The organism is Calothrix rhizosoleniae SC01 (genome assembly GCF_900185595.1).
Taxonomy (GTDB): domain Bacteria; phylum Cyanobacteriota; class Cyanobacteriia; order Cyanobacteriales; family Nostocaceae; genus Calothrix_A; species Calothrix_A rhizosoleniae.
Window position 1 is genome coordinate 1 of sequence record NZ_FYBH01000348.1, and the last position, 24,115, is coordinate 24,115.

The 24,115-nt window shown below is 39.6% G+C and carries 20 protein-coding genes; 11 read left to right on the forward strand and 9 right to left on the reverse strand.

Going from position 1 to position 24,115, the window contains the following annotated elements:
• Positions 1-611: 611 nt before the first annotated feature.
• On the forward strand, positions 612-896 hold the full coding sequence (locus CALSC_RS21255; RefSeq protein ID WP_088243264.1) for a hypothetical protein: 285 nt from the start codon (positions 612-614) through the stop codon (positions 894-896).
• Between the two features lie 207 nt (positions 897-1,103).
• On the opposite strand, the gene CALSC_RS21260 is transcribed toward CALSC_RS21255, so the two are convergent.
• Complete coding sequence (locus CALSC_RS21260) at positions 1,104-3,626, reverse strand: PAS domain S-box protein (protein WP_200817702.1); 2,523 nt, start codon at positions 3,624-3,626, stop codon at positions 1,104-1,106.
• A 755-nt stretch (positions 3,627-4,381) separates the two neighbouring features.
• On the opposite strand from CALSC_RS21260, the gene rplI reads away from it, so the two are divergent.
• Complete coding sequence (gene rplI, locus CALSC_RS21265) at positions 4,382-4,846, forward strand: 50S ribosomal protein L9 (protein ID WP_088243266.1); 465 nt, start codon at positions 4,382-4,384, stop codon at positions 4,844-4,846.
• Positions 4,847-4,908: 62 nt separating this feature from the next.
• Positions 4,909-5,574 (forward strand): precorrin-8X methylmutase, encoded by a 666-nt coding sequence (locus tag CALSC_RS21270; protein WP_088243267.1) that lies wholly within the window; start codon positions 4,909-4,911, stop codon positions 5,572-5,574.
• Here the strand turns inward: CALSC_RS21270 and CALSC_RS21275 are convergent.
• The 3 genes from CALSC_RS21275 to CALSC_RS21285 form a co-directional block, all read right to left on the reverse strand.
• Positions 5,571-6,062 (reverse strand): hypothetical protein, encoded by a 492-nt coding sequence (locus CALSC_RS21275; RefSeq protein ID WP_088243268.1) that lies wholly within the window; start codon positions 6,060-6,062, stop codon positions 5,571-5,573. The two genes, CALSC_RS21270 and CALSC_RS21275, sit on opposite strands and share 4 nt — an antisense overlap.
• 584 nt (positions 6,063-6,646) lie before the next feature.
• The gene (locus CALSC_RS21280; RefSeq protein WP_088243269.1) at positions 6,647-8,803 is read right to left on the reverse strand and encodes a pentapeptide repeat-containing protein; all 2,157 of its coding nucleotides are present in this window, start codon (positions 8,801-8,803) and stop codon (positions 6,647-6,649) included.
• Between the two features lie 56 nt (positions 8,804-8,859).
• Positions 8,860-9,201, reverse strand: a complete 342-nt coding sequence (locus CALSC_RS21285; protein ID WP_088243270.1) for a hypothetical protein — start codon at positions 9,199-9,201, stop codon at positions 8,860-8,862.
• Between the two features lie 416 nt (positions 9,202-9,617).
• Here CALSC_RS21285 and CALSC_RS21290 point away from each other — a divergent pair, with 416 nt between their 5' ends.
• A complete protein-coding gene (locus CALSC_RS21290) occupies positions 9,618-10,049 on the forward strand; it encodes a hypothetical protein (RefSeq protein WP_088243271.1) in 432 nt (143 codons plus the stop codon).
• Positions 10,050-10,230: 181 nt separating this feature from the next.
• On the opposite strand, the gene CALSC_RS21300 is transcribed toward CALSC_RS21290, so the two are convergent.
• The 3 genes from CALSC_RS21300 to CALSC_RS21310 all read right to left on the reverse strand — a co-directional run bounded on the left by CALSC_RS21300 (position 10,231) and on the right by CALSC_RS21310 (position 13,948).
• Positions 10,231-10,617 carry a hypothetical protein gene (locus CALSC_RS21300; RefSeq protein ID WP_088243273.1) on the reverse strand — a complete coding sequence of 129 codons (387 nt, stop codon included), beginning with the start codon at positions 10,615-10,617 and terminating at the stop codon, positions 10,231-10,233.
• Positions 10,618-11,848: 1,231 nt separating this feature from the next.
• Complete coding sequence (gene patX, locus CALSC_RS26075) at positions 11,849-12,061, reverse strand: heterocyst-inhibiting protein PatX (RefSeq protein WP_143288331.1); 213 nt, start codon at positions 12,059-12,061, stop codon at positions 11,849-11,851.
• A gap of 108 nt (positions 12,062-12,169) precedes the next feature.
• Entirely contained in the window at positions 12,170-13,948 is a 1,779-nt protein-coding gene (locus CALSC_RS21310) for an FAD-dependent oxidoreductase (protein WP_088243275.1), read from the reverse strand.
• 193 nt (positions 13,949-14,141) lie between these two features.
• Between CALSC_RS21310 and CALSC_RS21315 the strand changes: the two genes are divergently transcribed.
• From CALSC_RS21315 to hetR, 5 genes are all read left to right on the forward strand, one after another.
• Positions 14,142-14,597, forward strand: a complete 456-nt coding sequence (locus CALSC_RS21315) for a helix-turn-helix domain-containing protein (RefSeq protein ID WP_088243276.1) — start codon at positions 14,142-14,144, stop codon at positions 14,595-14,597.
• A 1-nt stretch (position 14,598) separates the two neighbouring features.
• Positions 14,599-15,417, forward strand: coding sequence for a PIN domain-containing protein (locus CALSC_RS21320; protein ID WP_088243277.1), 819 nt, complete (start codon positions 14,599-14,601; stop codon positions 15,415-15,417).
• Positions 15,418-15,473: 56 nt separating this feature from the next.
• Entirely contained in the window at positions 15,474-16,520 is a 1,047-nt protein-coding gene (locus CALSC_RS21325) for a zinc-dependent dehydrogenase (RefSeq protein ID WP_088243278.1), read from the forward strand.
• A gap of 422 nt (positions 16,521-16,942) precedes the next feature.
• Positions 16,943-19,027 carry an EamA family transporter gene (locus CALSC_RS21330; protein ID WP_088243279.1) on the forward strand — a complete coding sequence of 695 codons (2,085 nt, stop codon included), beginning with the start codon at positions 16,943-16,945 and terminating at the stop codon, positions 19,025-19,027.
• A 596-nt stretch (positions 19,028-19,623) separates the two neighbouring features.
• A complete protein-coding gene (gene hetR / locus CALSC_RS21335) occupies positions 19,624-20,529 on the forward strand; it encodes a heterocyst differentiation master regulator HetR (protein ID WP_088243280.1) in 906 nt (301 codons plus the stop codon).
• Positions 20,530-20,733: 204 nt separating this feature from the next.
• Here hetR and CALSC_RS21340 read toward each other — a convergent pair whose 3' ends face one another.
• Positions 20,734-21,348, reverse strand: a complete 615-nt coding sequence (locus tag CALSC_RS21340; protein ID WP_088243281.1) for a hypothetical protein — start codon at positions 21,346-21,348, stop codon at positions 20,734-20,736.
• Between the two features lie 337 nt (positions 21,349-21,685).
• On the opposite strand from CALSC_RS21340, the gene rpsD reads away from it, so the two are divergent.
• Positions 21,686-22,294: a 30S ribosomal protein S4 gene (gene rpsD, locus CALSC_RS21345; protein ID WP_088243282.1), complete on the forward strand. Its 609-nt coding sequence runs from the start codon at positions 21,686-21,688 to the stop codon at positions 22,292-22,294.
• A gap of 380 nt (positions 22,295-22,674) precedes the next feature.
• Here rpsD and moaA read toward each other — a convergent pair whose 3' ends face one another.
• The gene (moaA, locus tag CALSC_RS21350; RefSeq protein WP_088243283.1) at positions 22,675-23,664 is read right to left on the reverse strand and encodes a GTP 3',8-cyclase MoaA; all 990 of its coding nucleotides are present in this window, start codon (positions 23,662-23,664) and stop codon (positions 22,675-22,677) included.
• 63 nt (positions 23,665-23,727) lie between these two features.
• On the opposite strand from moaA, the gene CALSC_RS26080 reads away from it, so the two are divergent.
• Positions 23,728-23,859, forward strand: coding sequence for an aldo/keto reductase (locus tag CALSC_RS26080; protein WP_235006880.1), 132 nt, complete (start codon positions 23,728-23,730; stop codon positions 23,857-23,859).
• Positions 23,860-24,115 lie beyond the last annotated feature (256 nt).

Sequence of the window (24,115 nt, forward strand, 5' to 3'; positions counted from 1 at the left end):
ACTTGACAGCGTAGATAAACCCAGAATTCTAAAAAGCTATTAGCCATTAACTGACTTTGAACATCTACATCCGGTACTATCTTTCCTATTGTATTCTGTGTTTGAATTGACAATTCAGGATTATGTATATAAAAATACTCGAAAACCCGATCGAGTGCGACCGGGTTCGGTAAATTCATTAGTGAGCAAATTGTTCTTATTGTTAAGTTAGTAATAGAAGAAATAGATGGACAAGTTTACAAGTAGGTGGACATTATCACATCCAAGCTAGCACATCTATGTTTTTCCGCTTTGGGATTTGGCTTCCCATCACATACCGAGGGAAATTGCCACTTAATTAGTTTATGCTTTCACTTGGTTAGGCTACTGAGGGGAGACACCTAATTTTCACTAGCCTTTGCTTGTTGGTTTTGATTGCGCCTTGTCTGGTGTCTTGATTGTTAATTTAACAAATAAAAGCAGATGCTGTAACCCCCTTTAACTGAACTTAACCAGTCTTTAAACTTCGCAACATACTAGAAAAGATTCGCAACTAATTCTGAATTCAATTTTCCCTATTCCCTCGCCAGATAGAATATTAAGTTAATTAGCTTTGCACAGGTACTTATATTATGCAAATATATCAAGTTATTGCTGAGGCGATCGCTAAACCACCAATCCCCCACGAACCAGCTAGACAATCACTGAAAGCTTGGGCTATGTATTGTCTTCGGGATAGGGGCTTTAAGGTTGTTTACGCCCAAAATGCTGACTTTGCCATTGAACCGAAGGGTAGCAATAAGTTGTACTTTAAAGTGACAGATAATCCTGTGGATTTAGATCCCAAGTTAGGCTGGGTAGTCTGGGATAGTCATACCCAAACCGCCAGTCTAGTGACACCACAAACTGATGACTGATGAGGAAAGTTGGGCGCAAGCCTTGCGCCCTTTATCTGGCAGGGAGCAGGGAGCAGGGAGCAGGGGGCAGAGGACAGGAGGGAACAAGGGTTTTCATGTTTGGTTGTGAACAAAATATTGTCCATGAGTGACTAGTTTGTATAGCCCTACGCCTGACTTTAGACATAGGCTCAATCCAAAATCTAAAATCTAAAATCCAAAATTGTATTATCCATAGTTGACTGTATTAATGGTTCTTAACAATTCCTGTGCCGTACAGGGTTTAGATAAAACAGCTTTGACTCCCATATCTTGAACCTCGGCAATTTTGCGATCGCAAATTAGTCCACTGATGGCAATAATTTTGACATGGGGATTAATTTTTTGTAGGGTGCGGATAGCTATTGTTCCATCTAAATGAGGCATGAGCATATCCAATAACACTAAGCTAATATCTTGTTGGTGTTGTGCATACAAGGAAACAGCCTCAACCCCATCCTTAGCTGTCAGGACGCGATAATTATGTTGTTCTAAAGATGATCTGGTAATTTCCCGAATTACGGCTTCGTCATCCACTACTAAAATTAATTCACTCCTACCATTGAGGGGAATAATAGCTCGACAGGGAGGTGGAACTTCGCTTTTAGTTAAGGAAGGCAAATAAATCTGAAATTGGGTACCTTTACCTTCGCAGCTATGCATATTCACAAAGCCACCATGATTTTTAATAATACCTAGTGCAGTGGAAAGTCCCAAACCTGTACCTTTACCCACTGTTTTTGTGGTAAAGAAAGGTTCAAATATACGTTCTTGAACGGTAATGGGTATACCCATACCTGTATCTTCCACTGTAATTAAAATATAATTACCAGCCTTAGCATCTATATTGCTGTGAGCATATTGTTCATCAATCACTCTATTCTCAGCATAAATACGTAAATACCCACCATCAGGCATAGCATCACGGGCATTAACAACTAGATTCATGAACACCTGATGTATCTGGGTAGGATCCCCAGAAATCATCCACAAATCTGTTTCGATGTTTGCGTGACAAATAATTGATTTGGGAAATGTTTGGGTAATAATTTGCTCGATTTCTGCTAGTAGCTGTTTTACTTGGATTATGGTACGTTTACCTTCTACACCACGGGCAAAAGATAATACTTGTTGAACGAGACTAGCACCTCGTTTAACATTATTTTCTAGCATTTGTAGTAATTGTTGATGCTGCTGCTGGGGGAGTTTCATCCGCAACATCTGTACTGACATTAAAATTGGAGACAGGACATTATTTAAATCATGGGCAATTCCCCCAGCTAAGGTGCCAATACTTTCCAAACGTTGCGATCGCAATAATTGTATCTCTAATTGCTTTTTCTGGGTAATTTCTGTATTGACAATAAACATGGATTTGGGATTACCATTGTCGTCCCTGACTAAAGTCCAGCGACTTTCAACAATAATTTCTTCACCTTCTTTAGTTATTTGGGACAATTCCCCTAGCCATGAGCCATGGTGCATGACTTTTGATTTGACATCTTGCCATTGGGTTGATGTTTCTTGGTATAGTAAATGGCGAGCTTTTATACCCAAAGCTTCCTGTGGCTGCCAATGATAAATTTTAGCTGCTCCTTGATTCCAAAATAAGATAGCACCATCCATATCCTGAACTAAAATAGCATCCACAGCAATATCTAACAGTGCTGCTTGTTCGCTAATTTTTTGTTCTGCTAATTTTTGCTGAGTAATATCTCGTGTCACAGCTAAGTGCAAAAATTCTCCGTCGATCTCATTAGGTAAAGGTACAGCATGACTTTCCACCCAGCGACGAGTACCTTGAAATCCTACAATCTCAAATTGTAAACTCCCTTTATGTCCTTGACATACCCTTTGATGCAAAAAGGCAAAAGCTTTTCTATATTCTGGTACAATTGCCCGATAAACTGATTGTCCAACTAAAATATCCGCACTTTCCACCTCCATCAGTTCTACACCAAATGTATTTATTTCTAAGAGAATACCGTTCTTGGCAATTAATTGAATACATTCTGGTTCCGCATCAATCATCGCCCGCAAACGATTCTCACTTTGGCGTAGGGCTAATTCTGTACATTTGAGTCGAATAATGTAATCCCTGAGCAACTGGTAAAGTAAAATCACTAAAGCTATATCAACAGCAGTGGCAATGAAAAACACCGCCATATTTTTGTTAAAATTAGCTTGCGATCGCTTAACTTTTTTTTGTAGTAAATCTTGTTCCTCTGTTAAATACTTTTCCAGCCAGGTTTGAATCGGTTGACTTTTATCCCGATGTTGCTGAGATTTAATTAGTGTTAATACCCCATTCCATCCCTTGTATTTTCGTGCTTCTACTTCTGCTTGCAGGATATCTAAACGTTGATTAACTTTTTGCCTCAATAAAAGCAACCATTGTTTTTTCTGGGCGGAATTAGCAGCTAAAACCCGTAGTTTGTCAAGACTTTTGCTAGTATTTTGTTTTGCCTTGTCATAGGTTTGCAAATCATCAATATCTGCGGTAAGTAAATAATTACGCTGGGCTATTTCTGTATCCTGAAAATTAGACAAGAAATTTCCCAATTGAGCGATTACCTCATAGGAAGAGTTAACTGCTTTCTGGTTATGGATTAAATCAATTGTATTGCCGTAGAAAATGGCAGTATTAGTACAAACCACTACTAATGCCAATACAAATAATAATGTCAGCTTTTGGATGCTAAACTTCATCATGCAAAGACATATGGCGGCTGTTGATCAGATATGGTTGTTAATGCTACTGTGCTTTTGTTTTGACCACAAGTTTTGCATATAAAACCCACACATCATTCCCAAAATGTCTAACAATCTATAAGTTAATACAGTCTCTACATAAACGTATTGAGTACTTTTGCTTCTCAATATATGTATAATCCACGATAGACACTTGTTAATGTGTAGTATTATATTCACAATCTCATTACCCCTAATTCACAAGCATCAGCAACCAGGACTCAAAGCATAGAACCTTTATTCTATTCCCTTGAAGAATATAATACTCTCTTAAATATTCAAGTTAAAAAGTAATTTTAACTACATTTAACCCATATACTTATGTTTGTATGTAACTTTTATGAAAATGGGGAATGGGGATTCGGGAATCGGGAAGAGGTATTTTTATTCCTGATAATGAAATTGCTTTATCGCAACATCCTTAACTCCTCCCCTGTTTCTGGGTGAACGAAATTTTGGGTGGGATTTCTAGCTAAGTATCCAAAAAATCACTCCCCACACTCCCCACACCTCCCACACTCCCCACACTTTTTTCCCTCACCCCCTGTTCCTCATATTGCAAGCAGAATAGAGAATGGGTTGCGATCGCCCCTCGAATTTAGCTAGAATCTTTAGGCTTTAGGGTATAAGCTTCCTAATTTTTGGGATAAAGCTACCATGTGCCTATCCTGCTAACACCCAAGCTCAGACAGTTTTATAGAAAATAAAGAGTAAAAATGGCGAAAAGTAAACGTATACAGTTAGTTTTAAATCAAGATATCAGCAAGCTGGGAAAATTCGGCGACTTGGTAGAAGTTGCTCCAGGTTATGCACGTAATTATCTGGTTCCCAAAAATTTGGCAATTGCTGCTACCCCTGGTATTCTCAAACAGGTAGAACGTAAGCGAGAAAAGGAACGCCAACGTCAGTTGGAATTGAAGCAACAAGCATTAGAGCAACAAGCTATTTTGGAAAAAGCTGGTGCGTTTAAAATTGCTAAACAAGCTGGTGAAGCAGAATCAATTTTTGGTACTGTTACCACCCAAGATGTGGCAGATGTAATCCAAGGTTCTCTGAATATGGAAGTGGATAGACGGGGTATTACCATTCCCGATATCAGTAGTTTGGGCACCTATGAAGCAGAAATTAAGCTACATTCGGATGTGACAGCAAAAGTCAATATTGAAGTTGTGGCTAGTTAAATATCCCTGATTTTTTGGTAGGGTGGGCATTGCCCACCTTAACATTATCGAGAGGGTGCTAGATGAATGGTTCCTCGAAATCTGAGAATCCACCAGAAACTTTATTTCCCCAGAAGAATATAAAATTAACCATCCATCCCATCATGGAACGGAGTTTCGCCATGATTGATGATGAAATTGGCGAACACAGCTTTTCCCCTCAAGAATATGAAATCGTCCGTCGGGTGATTCACAGTACTGCTGATTTTGATTTTAAACAATTACTGGAGTTTTCTCCCCATGCGATCGCATCTGGAATTGAAGCAATTATCCAGGGAGTGCCAATCATTACTGATGTGGGGATGGTAAAACAAGGAATAGCAGGGTTATTGGCTCGAACTTTTGGTAATCAGTTAATTAGTGCTGTGGAAGTTACTCAGGATGCACTTCCAGGAAAAACCCGCACAGAAACAGGTTTATTGCAATGTTATCGTCAATTCCCAGAGGCAATTTTTGTGATTGGTAATGCTCCCACTGCTTTATTAGCACTTTGCTCTGAGTTAGCAACTGCATCTGTATTACCTGCTTTAGTAATTGGCGCTCCCGTTGGTTTTATTTCTGTGGTGGAATCTAAGACTGCATTAGCACAAGCACCGGTGAATCAGGTGCTTGTCAAAGGACGTAAGGGTGGTTCCCCTGTCGCAGCAGCAATTGTCAATGCTTTAATTGTTCTAGCAGTGAAACATTAAAATCTTAAACCGACTCCACCTTGAATCGAGAAAGCGGTAGCATTACTATCACGATAAGCATCAAAAGCAATAATCGCATTCCCAAAAATTACAGTATTGCTATTGGGAACCACATAATCCACACCGGGCTGTAAAGCAAAACTAACTTTATTGCCCACAGGAGAAGCTGTATCACCACCAGCTAATACTAGTCCTGCTCCTAAATAAGCGTCAGTTTGCCAATTAAGTGGTACATCATAAGAAACGGTGGGAACTACGGCAGTACTTTTACCTATGAGGGCTTGAGCACGGAAGGAAACAGGGGTTCTCAGTAGTTTATAACGAGCCGCGACAACTCCTCCCACCTGGGAATCTTTAGTAATCCCCACAGTAGGACCAACACCCACATAGCTACCATATGCAACTTGTGCTGATGCTGGTTGAATATTAGCGATCGCAATTAAGGATACACTAGCTACTAACCCTGAAACTAAATTTTGCCATTTCATGGTGATGTCACTCCTCACACTACTTTCCATAGTCATAACTCATCTTGTTCACATTTTCTATCCCTTTTCCTGGGAAAGGACTGCCGTTATAGTAAAGCTTAAGGGTAGATAGCAGTCGCTTCAAGTCGGCAAATAACAAGTAAGTAATAATATCAATTCTCCAAAATAAAGCTACGCATGAACAGCAGGGGGGCAGGGAGCAGGGGTAGAATTATTTGTAGCCAGGATTTAGAGAAATGGTATAAGTCAGGTGATTGATAATTTTATCAGTGACAAGGACTTGTCAGTTTCCGTAATCATTCCAATTCTAGAAATCTCCTTCTTACTTTTTACTTATTACTTCTTACTTAGGGTCTGCTGAATAACTGAAAAATATTGATTTATCAATGCTTTGAGACTATTTTATTGGGGAAGGGCGTGCAAGGAAATTAGGATTTTAGGTTTAAAATCCTTGCATCTGTTATTTTTTCTGGCAAAAAGAATAGAAATAAAGGGGCTGGAACTACTCCCCACTCCCTACTCCCTACTCCCTACCCCCACCAAAAGACTTTTTCAGCAAGCCCTACTTATTACTTATTACTTATTTAAGGACATCGGGGATGGAGAGCACCTTGAGTACAAATGTAAGCCACTTGTCTGGGGTCTAAATTTTTTACTTGAGTGAAATCCACTCCTTGGACTACTGCGGACTCCGATCCTAAAGTTGGAGTTCGGACAAATTTATCTGCTGGATTTGATTTACCAGAGGTGAGAATTGCCCCTTGAAAATCTGCTCCTGTGAGATTAGCTCCTCGTAAATCAGCTAGACTGAGGTCTGCATTCCGGAATTTAGCATTTTCCAGATTGGCATAGCTTAAAATAGCACCTTTGAGGCGACTAGCACTGAGGTTAGCATTCCGCAAGTTAGCATGATGTAAATCAGCACCGGATAAATCTGCGGCTTGCCAATTGGTGTTGGTTAAGTTGGCATGGGATAATTGGCTGCCGATGGCGATTACTCTTCCTAGCCTTGCTCCATATAAATCGGCTTCGTTTAATTTAGCATCTCCTAAATCTGCTCCTGTAAGACTGGCATTTTCTAATACAGCACCCCGTAAATCTGCTCCCACTAGTCGAGAGCTACTGAGATTGGCATTTACCATGCGAGCATTGAATAAATTTGCTCGATTGAGGGTGGCTCGGCTGAGATTGGTTCGCACCATCAACACACGACTGAGATTGGCATCTGTCAAATCTGCCCGTTGCATTTCAGCGCCACTTAAATCAGTAATCCAATCATCATAGGTATCCCAACGCCCATCTTTACCTGCTCCTCGAAAGCGACTACCTTTAAAACTGGCTTGACTCAGGTTGGCGTATTTAAAGTTGATTCCCCAGACATCAACTTTGTCTAAGATGATTTTTAAGTTTGGTGTTTTTGCACTATTGGTAACTAATTGAACTCGACTAAGGTCGGCATTATAAGTATTACCACTATGTACTGCTAAAATTTTGTTGATTGCTTGGATATTAACCTGCAAACCTCGTTTTTTTAATGCTTTTTCTTGGGCAGAAAGATTTTTCCTCGTCCTTAATTGGCTGGAAAGAAATTGATTGGCACGTTTTAAATCGGGGATCACCTTAAGACCCAAGTTCACTAAAGCTTGTTCAATGGTATTACTTAACCTGGGGTTATTCGCTTCTTTGACTAGTAAGTCTACTAAAAACTGGTTTGCCTGGGGGTTATCAAGGGTTCCCATAGCTAAAATGGCGCTACGTTTTTCCTCATCACTAGCCCGAGATTTGGGACTTAATGGTTGGAGTAGAGATATAAATTGTTGACTGTTACGCTGTTGGGCTGCTCTGCGATTTTGCTGAACTTGAGTGTAAACTTGAGTACTTATCAGTGTTCCTAAAACCAGAGTAATGCTAGCGATGGCAGCACCAATCAAGGTGACACTGGGATATTTCTGAAGACCCTGCCAAATGGAAGGTTTGGGACTTGATTCTGGCTGTGATTCTGGGGTGATGACAATGGAGGCGATCGCCTCTTCTTCATCTGAATCTGTCCATTGTTCTTGTCTACCGAGTTGCTCTGGTATAAAAGGAAGGGTGGCATCAATGGTGTAAGTTCCCGCCAAGCGATCATGCCAAGCACGCATGGGTTTACGTTTGGTCACACCAGTGCCATCTGCTAACCAGATTAGGGCAGTGATAATCATGAATACCCCTAAATTTGGAAAGGCAAAGCTATTACGCCAAAGAATATAAGTTAGGGATATAGGCACTGTCCAGCGACCGATTAATTCCCGTTGTCCCACTGCTAATATTCCTGGTGCCATACCCTGTTTGTTAACCACTCGGACTCCAAACCAGCGTTTGGGGGTAGTACTACCAGTTTTTGCCAGTAAATACAATTGCCATCCGGAAACACCTAGGGGAGCTAAAATAGCTAATGACCAGAAAAAATTTGTTACCCAAGCAACATTCCGGGTTCCATAACTGACCGGTAATGCTAGAGGATAAGCGATCGCTTTTTCTGTAACTACTAAGACTGGGTGCAATGGAACACGATTGAGATCGCTCTTGGAATTGGCGTATACCCCAATACCAAAGGGAACCAACCCGCTCACAACTAATAAAGTAAATTCCACCGCCCAAGCTGCAAAACGTCTAGTTGGCAAAGGCAGTAGATTCGATTTTCCCGTTGTACTGGGCTGGTTGGATTGATTAGTATTTCTCCTCATAATTGGGGTTGCCATGAAATAATTCCCTTGAAATTTTTGTATTAATATGCCACACCCGTAGGGTTTGAATATTACTTACCTTTCAAACTCTTGGATACAATAAATTTGTATCCAAGGTATAGCAATACTGCCAAGATTGCCAAACTAATGACAGCACTTACTAGCTTGAATAGGGCCTGCAACATAGTCAAGCTAGCTAAAAAGCCTACTCCACACACTACTACTTGTGCAGTTTTAGATAGACCCTTAAACCATTGCACAATTCGCCTTATATGAACATCTGTACTAGTGAAGTTGGCGGGATCAGTATTAGGAATTTTATGTACTTGATAATCTGGTACAGATGCAGAATTAATTTCTGCCTCTAGGTTCTGTAGGCGTTGTTGTAACTCTCTTTCTGATTCATTAGTCATCAGTATTTTTTACCTCAGTCAAGAAACTTATGCAATTCCAAGAGAAAACCTGGTAATGAGTATTTATTAGGTAAGAGATAGATGTTTTTTTAACCATGCATGACAGTAATATTACTAGAATGGATGTGATTGTGTTCTGAAATTACTAGGATAGTAATTCAGTAGTCAGGAGTCTGACTTAACAAGCAAGCAGAAATTATTTTGATGCTCATTTATGGAATCTTACCTTTATTTTCATTTGTTTAGATTCTATGGTTATTTACTTGATATTCACACCTGTTTAACTAAGTGATGCAGAAATTATTTTGAAAAAGTTGATACAGTAGATCCAGAAACAAAAAAATCTGGAATATCGTCTAACAAGTCAGAATATATTAATTAGTTGCGTTCTCACGACCTTATCTAACATAATTATTATGAAACCGAAGACATTATTAATGATATTTCCAGCAATATTGATGGTAACTTGGCTATTTTTTCTGGGTCAGTCAGTAACAGCAGGAATTTTACAAATTGATTCTAAACTAGCAAAAGATCCATTAATTGTGACTGGAAAATCTGGGGGGACAGTTTCCAGTAATTGTGGTAATATACCAGCCACTCCCCATCAAATACTCAGATTAAAGAAATCGTTACCATATTTGCGCTTAACTGTTGAAAGTGAAGGTAAACCTACCTTATTAATTGATGGACCTGGAGGCAAGTTTTGTGTACTTCCTGATGCTTATTCTGGAAACAAACCAACAATGTCTGGATTCTTCCCAAAAGGAGACTATAGCCTTTCCATAGGTCAATTAATTAAGGCAAACCCAAATTACACCCTCTCTATTTCGGGACAAAAGAAATAATATCCAGTAATTCCAATTTTAGATGCTTGAATTTCAGCATATGCCAAATTTATTTTTGGTTCATTTACAATTCCCAAATCCAAAATTGCATGACGATTTTGGATTTTGGATTGGTAGAATATTAATGCAGTGAAAGCAAAAATCATTATTTTATTGAAGAGATTCAATAGTTGGTTAAATACTACGAATCTTCCATAGATTGGGAAGGAACTTCAATTGCATTTACATCGATAGTACCTTCTGGCGTAAATCGCTGAATTTGCCTTTCCTGTATAAATAATTGTTCTCCACAATTAGAACATTGTAACTGTGTATTATTTAAACCAGTTACTCCATAACCACAGACAGGACAGCGATCGCTAATTAAATTCTGCTGTATCCACCAACGAAAACCAAAAAACAAGACAATTGGTGCTAAAAACAGTAACCCTACCAAAATGAGTAAGGAATTTACTAGCCATCCCAACCCTAAAGACCCCAATAACCACACAACTATAAATAAAGTGAGCCAGGGACGTAAGTTGGATAAAAGATGGGAGATATTCAGTTGAAGGTTGTTAAAACTCATTATTGTGATATTTTCCTGTTCTCACTCTAGGATAGCGATTTTGTTCCATAATCTAGAGCTAAGATTTCAAATTATTACAGAAATTAGCAACAGCCACACAATTTTGGATTTTGGACTTCGTCGTGAGCGCTCAGACATTCGGCGAGCGCTTAGTAGAGCCATCGAATGATTTTAGATTGTGAAAGATTTACTACATAAGCTTTGTTTCTTTCCATCTGTCCCAAGTATTTTTCAAATTAGTATGAAGTTGGTGTAGTTTGCGAATATAGCCATTGGCGTTTGCGAAGTGAAACCCAACTCTGTCAGTTTTTGTTGGATTGCGGTAGTTAAAAGCACTCTCATGATATTCGTTGTCAGCCAAGGAATACCCAAATACCTCAAACCCCTCAAAAACACTATTGAGGGGAGCTGGAAAATTTATATAAATAATTTTTGATCGATGTGATACCAATTCTCTACGAGGCTGCATCTAATTTTCACAGAGTGTAAGCCTGGGGCTATACAAACTAAACCTACCTTCGCAGGTTAATAATGTGCATCTTCATATGGAAATGGTATGAGACCAATCCAAAGATAACACTTAGTATGAAAAATACAAGCACTGTTGCTAATTTGCAAAAAGAATAGGAAAGATGGATGCTAAAGCCCATGCTATATAAGGTGATTTTCAATCCAAAATCGTCCGACTGAGCGCTCACGACGAAGTCTAAAATCCAAAATAGTATGAGCTAATAGCACAATGTTTACCCGAGTCAGAAAAAAGGGAACATTAAAATTACTGTGTGATACAAATATACACAACAGAAAACTGAACTATAAATAGGAATAGATAGAAAATATCTACAGTGGTTATAATATAGATAACCGAACCGTACTTTTTAGGATAAATCAGGCTTTTGGGATTGCTTACTTACTTAACCCTGATAGATTTAGATGCAAAATTAATTGTTTGATTGGATGCTAATAAAAGTCAATGTTCCAGAGGAGGACATTCACTGAAAATATATGTTTGCATATATTACTTAAATGTGCACATGCTGGGTGCGAAAGTTACTACAACATTAATGTCAAAAGCTATATTGAATTACCATAGAGTTTAATACAAGTAATAAAGATTGCACCCTGTTTATATTTTACCAATGATATTCTCTAGAAGACATTTCATGTCCAAAAACTTGTATTATGCTCTCGTGACTCAATTAAAGTATCATTACTACACTATTGCCATTGTTTAAAGGCGATAGATATTGCGTCTACCGCTACCTCTATATCCTTTATACTGGCATTTTTGTTGTCCATTTTTATGACATTTTTGGTTTCCGTATGCTGCTAAAGTAGTACTCTCGGAATCACTGAAAAATGATACTTCTTGATTTTGCAGATAGTTCAAGTTCACAGAACCAAAAACGACGGTAGTGACGAACAGTAAAATGGAAGCACGCATAGCAAATGTTTATTTTGAAACTCTCCACTTCACTGATACTTAGTTTCTTTTACTGCATCCGGACAAATCACTAAAAGTATTTTTTTTTACTTGAGTGATATTTTGCCGTTACTTATCTATATATTCAACCTGTAACCAGCCACCAGCAGAATTAAGACGACCGTAAATTGTTATCTGTTGCTTATCAGTTAAGGATTGTAGCTTTAGCTCAATATGAGCTATTAGGTTTATTAACTGGTAAATCTTGCCTTCATGTTCCCTCGGAGTGATAATCTGGAATCTGTAATTTTGCTCATCTAAGTACATGAACAAGCCCGTAAAACAATCAAGTTTATGTGGTAACACGGTATTCTCATTACCGTAATAATATTGAAGATAGAATAAATTATCACAGTCTCCACTAGAAGGGTATGTATCTAAATGTTCTAAGTAGTATTGCTGCCAGTATAACCATTGTGGGTGAGCTGGAGATAAATTAAATAAGGGAACAATTGCCATTGGCGATGCTTCCGTGTCTTGTATTAAAGCCATCTGTAGCTCTCTTGGGGGCAAATCTCTTGGTTGAAGATTCATCTGAGTACACATAGCCGCAGCCATTCCCGCAGCTTGACCAGTACCCATGACTACAGGTTGTAATCTGGTTGCACCATTGGCAATGTGAGATACGGAAATATTTTTTTCACATACTAATAAACCATTATTTGTTACCGGGATCAAACTGCGGTAGGGAATAGTAAATGGGGTTCCCGTCCAACGTCCTCCCCAACGGATAGATTTTGGTTGTAACTGAAATTGAATCCCTGGGTAATGGTGATCATTGGGATAATTACCGATGGCGATCGCATCTGGATGTAAAGCAGCAACCTTACCCTCTGGGATCGGTAAAATATCTTGTTCGCGAATGATAGTTAATCCGATTAAGCGTCGGCTTTCTCGGTAGTAGGGATGGAGCGCGAAAGCAGTCTGGGAGTTTTGGATTTGAGGAAAAATATGATTTGCTAAACCGTAACGTCTACCAAGTTGCTTTTGGATAAAATGGGCAAAATTTTGGCTATGCCAATAGCATTCTTGTAAAAATACCCGTTTCTTCTCCCTTGACTCAATTATGCGCCCAATTTCCTCTCCATAATCATTACCACAGATTGGCCAATTGATCATAAACAGACCACCGGGTAAGCGTCCATAATTCAAAAATTGATCTGCACCATAGTTATCCCAAGCACCAGTAAATAATGATTCATTGTAATTGGGTGCTGGAGGAATCTCTGGAGCAATATCCATACCAAAATCCTGGATGATTACCACCCATGTAGGGGATTGCACGGGGTATTTTTTAGTGAGAGAATTAAATGCAATTGGTGCGCTCGGTTCTCCCCATTCAGACTGTAATTCCCAACCCCAACGATGAGGTATATCTCCTAAGGCTAATAAATCCCCTAATTCGGTTCCATCAAGGGTAATTTTGGCGTTGACGGTAAAATCTGCAAATCGAACACCAGTTACACAACTTCCCTGCTTTAATACTTCTAAGGGCACATATCCAGCAATCCAGTGTAGATTAGGCAATTCTTGCACCCAATCGGCGAAGATATGTGCTCCTATACGGGGATCGAAACTAAAACAGCTAACCCAACTATTATTCAGTCCTCCTGGTTGACGGTGTTGTAATTCCTTAATGAATGCACCCCATAAACCAGTTTGAAATGCCTCTAATTCATTCCCATCTGGTGCAGGAACCCCCGCAGAGGTTAACATTCCCCCCAACCAGGTAAATTCACTTACAAGGATGGTTTTTGCCCCTCTGCGTGCTGCTTGGATGGCTGCTGCGGTTCCTCCTGTTCCTCCACCCACCACTAACACATCGGCTGTGTATGTTTGCTCAACCATCCGTCAAACCTCATCCTGTGTGGAGATATTGTGCCTGAATGGGCGAGTTTAGACAAGATAAATTATTTAAATATTTCGGATATTTCGTTTATGTAATACTATAATATTTAATTATTTAGTTAATACAGATATATGCGAATAGCATCAATGCTCTATCGCAACAATAAAAATCAAGAAAGGAAAGGCGAGTATCATGGTAAAGCATAACTTGCCCGTAGAGCCTCTTAAAGATACAGAATCTATTAAGCGGTTGGAATGTCTACTAGAACAAGAACCTTCCCAAGGAAAACTAGTAGCAGCTAACGGACAACAAATTCCCATCCCGGAGCCTGTTTATCAAGTGCTGCGTGAAGTTGTTCATGCGATGGCGTTAGGTAAGGCTATATCTATAGTCCCTCAAAACCGCGAAATGACCACCCAGGAAGCCGCTGATTTTCTCAATGTTTCCCGTCCCTATCTAATCAAGTTATTGAAACAGGGGGAAATTGATTACATCAAAGTAGGTTCCCATCGGCGTGTAAATTTTCAGGATGTGATGGAGTATAAAGAACAACGAAATTTAAAGCGTCGAGAAGGTATGAAAGAAATGACGCAATTCCTTCAAGAAGAGGGGTTTTATGATGAGGATAGTTGTGAATTAGACGAGTAATATGACTAATCCATCTGTCATTTTGGATTCCTGTGTGCTTTACCCCATGCCTTTGCGTGATACTCTACTGCGTGCTGCTGAAGCAGAGTTATACCAAGTTTATTTTTCACAGGAAATTCTTGATGGTGCTACTCGTAATCTTGTGAGAAAAGGGAGGATAACAGATGACAAAGCAGCACGTTTTCAACAAATGCTGAAGATGCATTTCCCAGAAGCAATGGTAGAAGTACCATCAGAATTAGTTGCAGTGATGAATAACGATCCAGGCGATCGCCATGTTGTCGCTGCTGCTATCATTGCTAAAGCTGAGGTAATTGTCACTTCCAACTTAAAACACTTTCCAGCAGAGGCTTTGATCCCTTATAAGATCGAGGCTTGGCATCCAGATGATTTTTTGGTTCACTTGGATGAATTATTCCCAGAGAAAATGATACAGGTCATTAGGCAACAATCTAAGGATCTTAAGAATCCACCACTGACTGTTATTGAGTTACTTAACAAGTTGGAAAAAAATAACAGAGTGCCGAAATTTACTAATAGCATTCTGTTAAGCGAATACAGTGATACTGTTTTCCAAATAGCCAAAAAAGCTTTAAATAAGCTGGGAAGGTTAGCACCAGAAGGTGTTCGATATCTTGAGGGAGAAAGATACCGGCTTTGGCAAAAAGGTCAAATATTCACAATTACTGCGAAAAATCACAGAGGTGAAATTATGCGACTTGAGAATGATGAAGTGCGAGGAAATCTTTCTTCTGAAGACATCAAGGCGTTCCAAATATTTGAGAAAGAATTAGAAAAAGAGTTCGCAGAAAAATCATAGCCCAAACCACACCACTAAATGTTACATCTATAATCGTTGAACCATGAGCAATCAACGTGAAAGCACAAGTATTTAGAGGCGTTAAGCAACTGTCTTACGAAGAACTACCCGTACCCAACCTAGAAGCAGATGAGGTACTGGTACAAGTGCGAGTCGTAGGATTATGTCAATCAGATATTAAAAAAATTCTTTATCCCCTCTACGAACCCCCGCGCGTCTTTGGACATGAAACAGCAGGAATCATCACTGCGGTGGGTGCAGATGTGAAAAAATGGCAAGTAGGACAACGGGTAGCGGTAATGCACCACATCCCCTGTATGCGTTGTGCTTACTGCATGAATGATAATTTTTCCATGTGCGATACCTATAAAAATATCGTCACAACAGCCGGATTTGCTCCCAGTGGTGGGGGCTTTGCTGAATATGTCAAGGTTCCCGGACATATTGTGGAGAATGGAGGGTTAATTCCTATCCCCGATGATATTAGTTTTGAAGAAGCCAGTTTTGTAGAACCCACTAACTGCTGTCTGAAAGCAGTCAAAAAAGCTCAAATTGCTCCCGGACAAACAGTTTTAATCACTGGTGCAGGGCCAATTGGCTTAATGTTTGTCATGCTGGTAAAATATTTTGGGGGAAAGGCGATCGCTACTGATTTACTTCCTTCCAGAATAGAGAAAGCCTTAGAAGTTGGTGCCGAAGCCGCTTTTGATGCCCGTGATCCAGACTTAGCAGCTAAAATTCAGGGATTGACCAATGGTATGGGTGTGGATGTCACCTTGTTAGCGGTTCCCAGTGATAAGGCTTTTTTCCAGGCTTTAGATTGTACCCGTAAGGGAGGAAAAATTCTCTTTTTCGCTGAATTCCCAGATCAAGTGGAAATTCCGATCAATCCCAATATTCTTTACCGACGGGAAATTGACTTGATGGGTAGTTACAGTTCATCCTATCGCTTGCAGAATTTAGCTGCTGACATCGTCTTTAATCATCGAATTGATGTCAAAGCCCTAATTAGCGATCGCTACCCCTTAAAAGACCTATCTCAAGCAGTAGAACAAGCGATCGCACCGACAGCAGACACCTATAAAATTTTAATTTATCCCTAGGGCATTAGATTGAGAGGGAGAGAGGGAGTGTGGGGAGTGATGTTTTTTAGCTCATCATTACCTCACCTCCTCATAACCTAGAAATTTATGAAAGTTTTCTGATTAAATCAATAACTCGGGTTATATAGGATATCTATATATAACAAATAAATTTTAAACAAGCTGGTACCAATTTTAAAAGTAAACTATCCGTTGTTAAAAATGATTGCAACAGATGGAAAGCAAGAAAAGCGTATGTAGCAGTTCTTTTAAAATCCAACCCCCTGTATCCCCCCAAGGAATCTAAAATCCAAAATCTAAAATGGTATTATTTAAAATTTTTTATCGATCTGACAAAATACAGAAAATAGTTGAGAATGTAAGCGCCAATCTAGTTTACAAAAAACTACTCGATTGTCAACAGGTCAGAGGATTACACATTCATGGGTCGATTTGAGCAGCGATCGGAAAAATCACATAAAAAAGGCGATCCCTTGGGAGACGCAGATAGCGCCTTGAGGATTGTAACAGAAGAATTACAAATTATTCAGCGAACTTTACTCAAGTCTTTACAGGAAGATGTAAAGCGGCTACAAGGAGAAAAGACCCGCTTGACAGATGATATTCAACGCTTGCAAACAGAAAAAGATGACTTGCAAAGAGGTCGGCAAATTAACGAACAACAAGTTTTAGTGCGCCAACTAGGACAAGTTTTAGCCAACCACATTTCCTCTCAGTTAAATAATTCCCTGGAAAAGTTAGCAAATCAAGGAACAATATCGACTCCTGAGAAAAATGAACCCAGCCAGCTACCCCATCAACAGGAGAATATTGAGAAAATTATCGGTAGTTTAGACAACACACTAACTATTACAATTCGTTCCCTACAACAAGAACTAAAAAACTATCAGAATAGCCTTTCCCAGCAATTGTCCCGAATGCAAAATCAACAGCAACAGGGAGAATTAATTTTGGTTGAGTTGGTGAATCGTCTTCGCAAGGAATTAGAAAAAAATGCCTTAGCCTCAGATACTAGCATTTTTACTGAAATACAATCCCCACCATCCCTAGGAGGTTCACCAACAGTTATCCAACCCGATTTACCTTTGGGGGGTATACCAACGGTAATTCAAACCGATGAACTACCACTGACACCGACAACGGAAACACCACCACAGACCCCATCAAATCCATCTTTGGGGGGTATACCAACGGTGATTCAAACTGATGAAACCCCACCGACATCGACAACGGAAACACCACCACAGACCCCATCAAATCCATCTTTGGGAGATATACCAACGGTAATTCAAACCGATGAAACCCCACCTACTAGCATTTCCACAGATCATTGGTCATCTCAAACAGTAACTCCAGAATCTACATCACTTCCAAAAAGTAACAACCAGGAAAGTGACTCCTCCAGTATTACTCCTCCTACAATTCCTCCCCATCCAGCAACAGCATCACCACCGGGATTTTCCCAGATAATGGCAAGTTTGTGGCAAAAACCCCAAGGTTTATTCCTAATTTTGTTGTCAACCCTTGTATCTGCCCTATACAACGTTGCTATTCGGGTGATGTTTCAACCAGTGTCCCAGATTTTTGGAGTTTTTGAAGTAGAACAATTAATTTCACCCACTTTGGGCAATTCCTTATTAATCTTAATGTTGAGGATGCTGGTAGTAATGCCATTAATATTGGTGTTAGCTCCGATACTTTATCCACGGGTATGGCGAGATTTACAAAATTTGGTTGATTCTTTCAAAAGCAACAGTAATAACAACAATGGGAAAAAGACGTTGGTATTATCAATACTCAGTGGATGCTTTTTATTCTTATCTCAGGTACTAATTTATATTGCCATTGGTCAAGTATCTGTGGGTATGGCGATCGCCCTATTTTTCATCTATCCCACCATCAGTTCCTTGCTTTCCTGGTTCCTCTTCCGTGATTTTCCCACTCCTTTCCGGGCAATTACCATCAGTACTATTTTCCTGGGTGAGTTGTTAGTTTTAGCAGGGGTGGCAACAACTGATACAGGTGATCTGTTTTTGGGTAGTATTAGTGCCATAACTGCGGGTATAATGTTTGCTTTTTATGTCGTTTTAACCCGTATATGTGCCAGTAAAATACATCCTGTAGCATTCACACTAGTTAATTTTGCTACTATTCTTCTTTTCTGTTTCATTGGTTTAATGGTGTTACCATTTTTCCCGATCAATAGCTTGAGCCTTCAGATAAACACCAATAAAATTTTAGAAATAATCTTAACTGCCTTTATTTTAGGAATGCTGACCCTTTGTGGCTATTTATTTAATAATTTTGGTATTCGCAAATTAGGCGCGTCCCGTTCTGCTCTTATCGGTGCGACTGTCCCCGCAATTACGGTAATTTTTGCTGGCTTAATTATTCAGGAAAGTTTACAGCCTTTACAGATCCTAGGCATCTTATTACTCACTTTTGGAGCAGCAGCTGTTAGTTTTGAAAAAATTCGCACCCATCAAGTCAAATCTTCTCAAATATAAAAATTTATACATGTGCTCTCCACTTCCTAAAATATGTATGCATCAATACATATTTTTTACACTCACTATTGTTAAGATTGGACATCCATTACTGAGTTCCCCATAAACTTAATGAAAATAGTGATATACATAACAATAAGTTAACTAAGTTTTAGCTACGTAATTCACAACAATATGCAAGTAATATAAACCACTATAAAGAAAAATTATTACTCATTTTTTTGAAAGCAAATAATTATTTCTAACATAATGTATATTTTTGTTAAAAAAAGATACAGTATGATAAATCACCTAAATTATTTGCCATTTGCTATTCCCAGAAAAACCCAGATATACCAAGCTCATACCCTACTATCTCTACTAAATGAGGTGAATAAATAGCTACATATTTAGAAGTGCTAAATTATGAACAAATTTCTCCTACAGGTATGTGTATGATAAAACACATTAATATCTGCGAACACTACTAGCCATAAATGAATTTGTAAACCATAATGAATTATTTTTAAGTAGAGACAGAAATTCAACTCAGGTGTATACTATTTACTTTAATTTGACTGACAAAGTTGTAAAAGTGATATTTAATTGTCTGTAATATGAGTAACGACATAGATCTGATCAAACGCCTTGGTCCCAGTGCAATGGATCAGATCATGCTTTATCTGGCTTTTAGTGCTATGCGGACTAGTGGGCATAGACACGGGGCATTTTTAGATGCAGCGGCTACAGCCGCAAAATGTGCAATTTATATGACCTATCTTGAGCAGGGTCAAAACCTACGCATGACAGGTCATTTGCATCACCTGGAACCAAAGCGAGTCAAAGCCATTGTTGAAGAAGTCAGGCAGGCATTAACAGAAGGGAAATTACTGAAGATGCTGGGTTCCCAAGAACCACGGTATCTAATTCAATTCCCCTATGTTTGGTTAGAAAAGTATCCTTGGGTGCCTGGACGTTCCCGGATTCCTGGAACTAGTTTGACAAGTGATGAAAAAAGACAAATTGAGCAGAAACTGCCTGGTGATTTACCAGATGCTCACTTAATCACATCCTTTGAGTTTCTGGAATTGATCGAATTTCTGCACAAGCGATCGCAAGAGGATTTACCACAAGAGCACCAGATGCCTTTGAGTGAAGCCTTAGCAGAGCATATCAAGCGACGGTTGCTTTATTCAGGTACAGTACTCCGGGTTGACTCTCCTTGGGGAATGCCTTTTTATGCCCTAGCTCGTCCTTTCTATTCACCAGTAGATGAGCAAGAACGTACCTACATTATGGTAGAGGATACTGCTCGGTATTTCCGCATGATGAAAGACTGGGCGGAACGGAAGGGGAAAGTCATGCGAGTTTTAGAAGAAATGGATATTCTTCCAGAAAAACTAGAACAAGCAATGTCAGAACTAGATGAAATTATCCGTGATTGGGCAGATAAGTACCATGAAGAAGGCGGAACTCACATGATTTTACAGATGGTGTTTGGAAAAAAAGATGACTTGATCTAGTAATAAGATTCAAAAGTGAACCAGAATTACATAAGAGTTTTCCGCCGCATTAGAGTGTGTAGGGGTGCTTTGAATCACCCCACCCGGATACATCTGGGTGACAGCTAATCAGAAGCAAAGCATCGCGGTTTGAATCCGTCTAGTAAGTAGTATCCTTTTAGAATCCCCTCGCCTTTAGGCTGGGAGGGGCAATCAAAGGGATGACTATTTTTGTTCTGTGTTTTCTGGGGTTGTTTCCGTATTTTCTGGAGTTGGTTGAATTTCAAAATTAGGAACCACTTTTTGCGTTTCCTGACCTGCTGGGATAAAAGAAGGTTCGGTATTGCTAATTAAATCACTGGCATCAATACAAGTATCCATTGCTTTGATCGGCTCCAATTTAATTCCTGCTCGTAAACCGACTACACAACCAGCAAATCTAACTGGTAGCAAACTCCGACCACAGTAATCCAAAGCTGCTGACTTAACACTTTCTTCAAGATTATGGCTAATACCATTTACACATTGAGCCAAATCTTTGGGACGACGTGCCTTTTCACAAGTATTAAGGATATTTTCAGGCGCTAATTTTGTTTTTTGCTCAATTTTGATGACGCAGGCAGATACATCTTGAGGATATAGGGCATCAGCACAGGCTTTAGAGGCATTTTCCTCTGTAATGCCGGTTTTTAGCAATTGATATGCACAAAGGCGATAATCCCTAAAAGAAGTCATAGCTGCTTGTGCGGGTACATATGTGGTAAACCACGGCACCATTGTGAAGGCTGACAAGCATATTCCTTTAAAACTAACTGACAAGATATTTTTTTGATTTAACATTTTTCCGTTCTCCAAACACCCAAGGTGATTATGCTATCTCATATTACTTGAGAGAAATGGCAAACAAAATACTTTAAAAACAAAATACTTTAACAATACCCTTTAAATATTTAAGTAGGTTGGCGTAAAAAATTATCGTTTGGATAAGGCAGGGGGCAGGGAGCAGGGAGCAGGGGGAACAAGGGTTTTAGGCTTATTTACTATTCTTCACATAGTTTGGTTTTATTGTGCCGACTTACTTACAATAATAAGCACCTAATTTATTATGCAAAATTGGCAATGAATGCTAAAATAAGCTATTTGGGTAAAGTTTAAACAGGATTAGTTAAGGAATCTCATGTCCCGATATAGAGGACCTCGTCTTAGAATTACACGTCGCCTAGGTGAATTACCAGGATTAACTCGTAAAAGTGCTAGACGTGCTTATCCCCCTGGTCAACATGGCCAGAATCGCAAAAAGCGTTCTGAATATGCTATTCGTCTAGAAGAAAAGCAAAAGCTCCGTTTTAACTATGGTTTGAGCGAGAGCCAATTACTGCGTTATGTCCGTAAAGCAAGACGGGTAACAGGTTCTACTGGACAAGTTTTGCTGCAATTACTGGAAATGCGCTTAGATAACACTATTTTCCGGTTAGGAATGGCTCCCACCATCCCCGGAGCCCGTCAATTAGTGAATCATGGTCACGTGACTGTTAATGGCAAAGTAGTGGATATTGCTAGCTACCAATGCCGTCCTGGTGAAATGATTGGAGTTAGAAACCAAAATAAATCTCGCCAGTTGGTAGAAACAAACTTGCAATATCCTGGTTTAGCAAACCTTCCCAGTCATTTGGAGTTTGATAAAAATAAACTGGAGGGCAAAGTTAACGGTGTCGTTGAGCGTGAATGGGTGGCGCTACAAGTTAATGAGCTACTCGTGGTGGAATACTATTCACGGATGGCTTAAGCTCAGATTTGTGGAGACGCAGTATGGCGCGTCTCTACATTTAGGAGTGTAGACGCTCGGAGAGCGGTAAGCCACTGCGTTGGACGGGTTCCCCGGCTTAAAGCAAGTGGCGCAACCCGTAGGGCTTCCCGAAGGGTAGGAGAGAAGGAGTGAAAGAAGTGTGGGGAGTAGGGAGTAGGGAGCAGGGAGCAGGGAGCAGGGAGCAGGGGGACAAGGAGAAGAAATTTTGATAGTTAACTGTCAACCGTCAACCATCAACTAACAACTACCAACTACCAACTACCAACCATCAACTACCAACTACCAACTATCAACCATCAACTAACAACTACCAACTACCAACTATCAACCATCAACTAACAACTACCAACTACCAACTCCTAACCCCCGATTTGTGACATGGTACGGGTATAAATTCCTGTACTATTTCCAGAATCTCGCTGTTTAAAATTAATTTCTGGCTTGATTGTTAATAAATGCTTGATCTGCTGGCGTAATTCAGCAGTGCTCACCCCTCCATTCAGAGCACCCTTTAAGTCAATTTGACCAGTTTCATTTAATAAACAAGGACGCAGCCAACCATCGGCACTGAGGCGCATTCGATTGCAGCGATCGCAAAAACATTCTGACATTTGACTAATAAATCCCAGTGTTCCCTTCGCTCCTGGAATTTGGAAAATATCTGCTGGGCCGTTACCACGAACCTGAGATTCTGTCAATCCCCAACGGTTGCGGATGCGTTGGCGTAATTCTTCTGAAGAGATCCAACCGCGATCGCTAAATAAATCACCGTTACCTATGGGCATAAATTCAATAAAGCGGACATGCCATTGCTTGTCAATGGTTAATGCAGCTAAATCAAGGATTTCACTATCATTAACACCAGGAATTACCACCACATTCAATTTTAAGGGATTGAAGCCCACTTGATAAGCAGCTTGAATCCCCTCCCAAACGGCTTGCCAACGTCCTCGACCACGATTACCGATAATTAGGTCAAAAGTATCTGCGTCGAGGGAATCAAGGCTAATATTAATCCGTTTTAGTCCAGCATCATAGAGGCTTTGTGCTATGGGAGCAAGTAAAAAGCCATTGGTGGTCATTGACATATCTTGAGTTTCGGGAAGAGAAGCAATGTTTCTGACCAACTCCACCACCTGAGGACGTAATAAGGGTTCTCCCCCAGTCAAACGAAAGCGAGTAAAACCAACGGGGATAAATACCTCTGTAATTAGGGTAAGTAATTCCTCATCTGTTAATAAATTTTGTTTGAAAATGTAATCTAACTCCGTCCCTTCTGGCATACAGTACTGGCACCGGAAGTTACAGCGATCGATTAAACTAATGCGGAGGTAATCTACCTGGTTCATGAGAAATATTTTAATTATAAGAAAAGTATTGGTAAAACTGATTGTGATTGCGATGCACAACAAATGTTTAACACCTACGTTGATGCTGGTGGTAATTTTATTGACACCGCAGATTTATACACCAATGGAACCAGCGAAACTTGGCTAGGTATACCTGTTCTCATTGCACTCTCTATAACCGAAAGGAGAGAATAGTGATACCCCACAAATGATTCACGCAACAAAGCCCAACAGCTCTATTAATAAATTTTATCGAATAAAAATTGATGTTGTTTTGATTAAGCGTCAGTGAAATTATAGAGAATACTATCCTTCATATGGAGAATATCATCTTTCAGGATGTAATATTTTCAAAGATATTTTAGTAAATAACTCTTAGTTAACTATCAACTTTCCGAATTTGGAAAGCTTCCGTAGTAAGCGCAAGTTCATCATCATAACTTTACTGCTG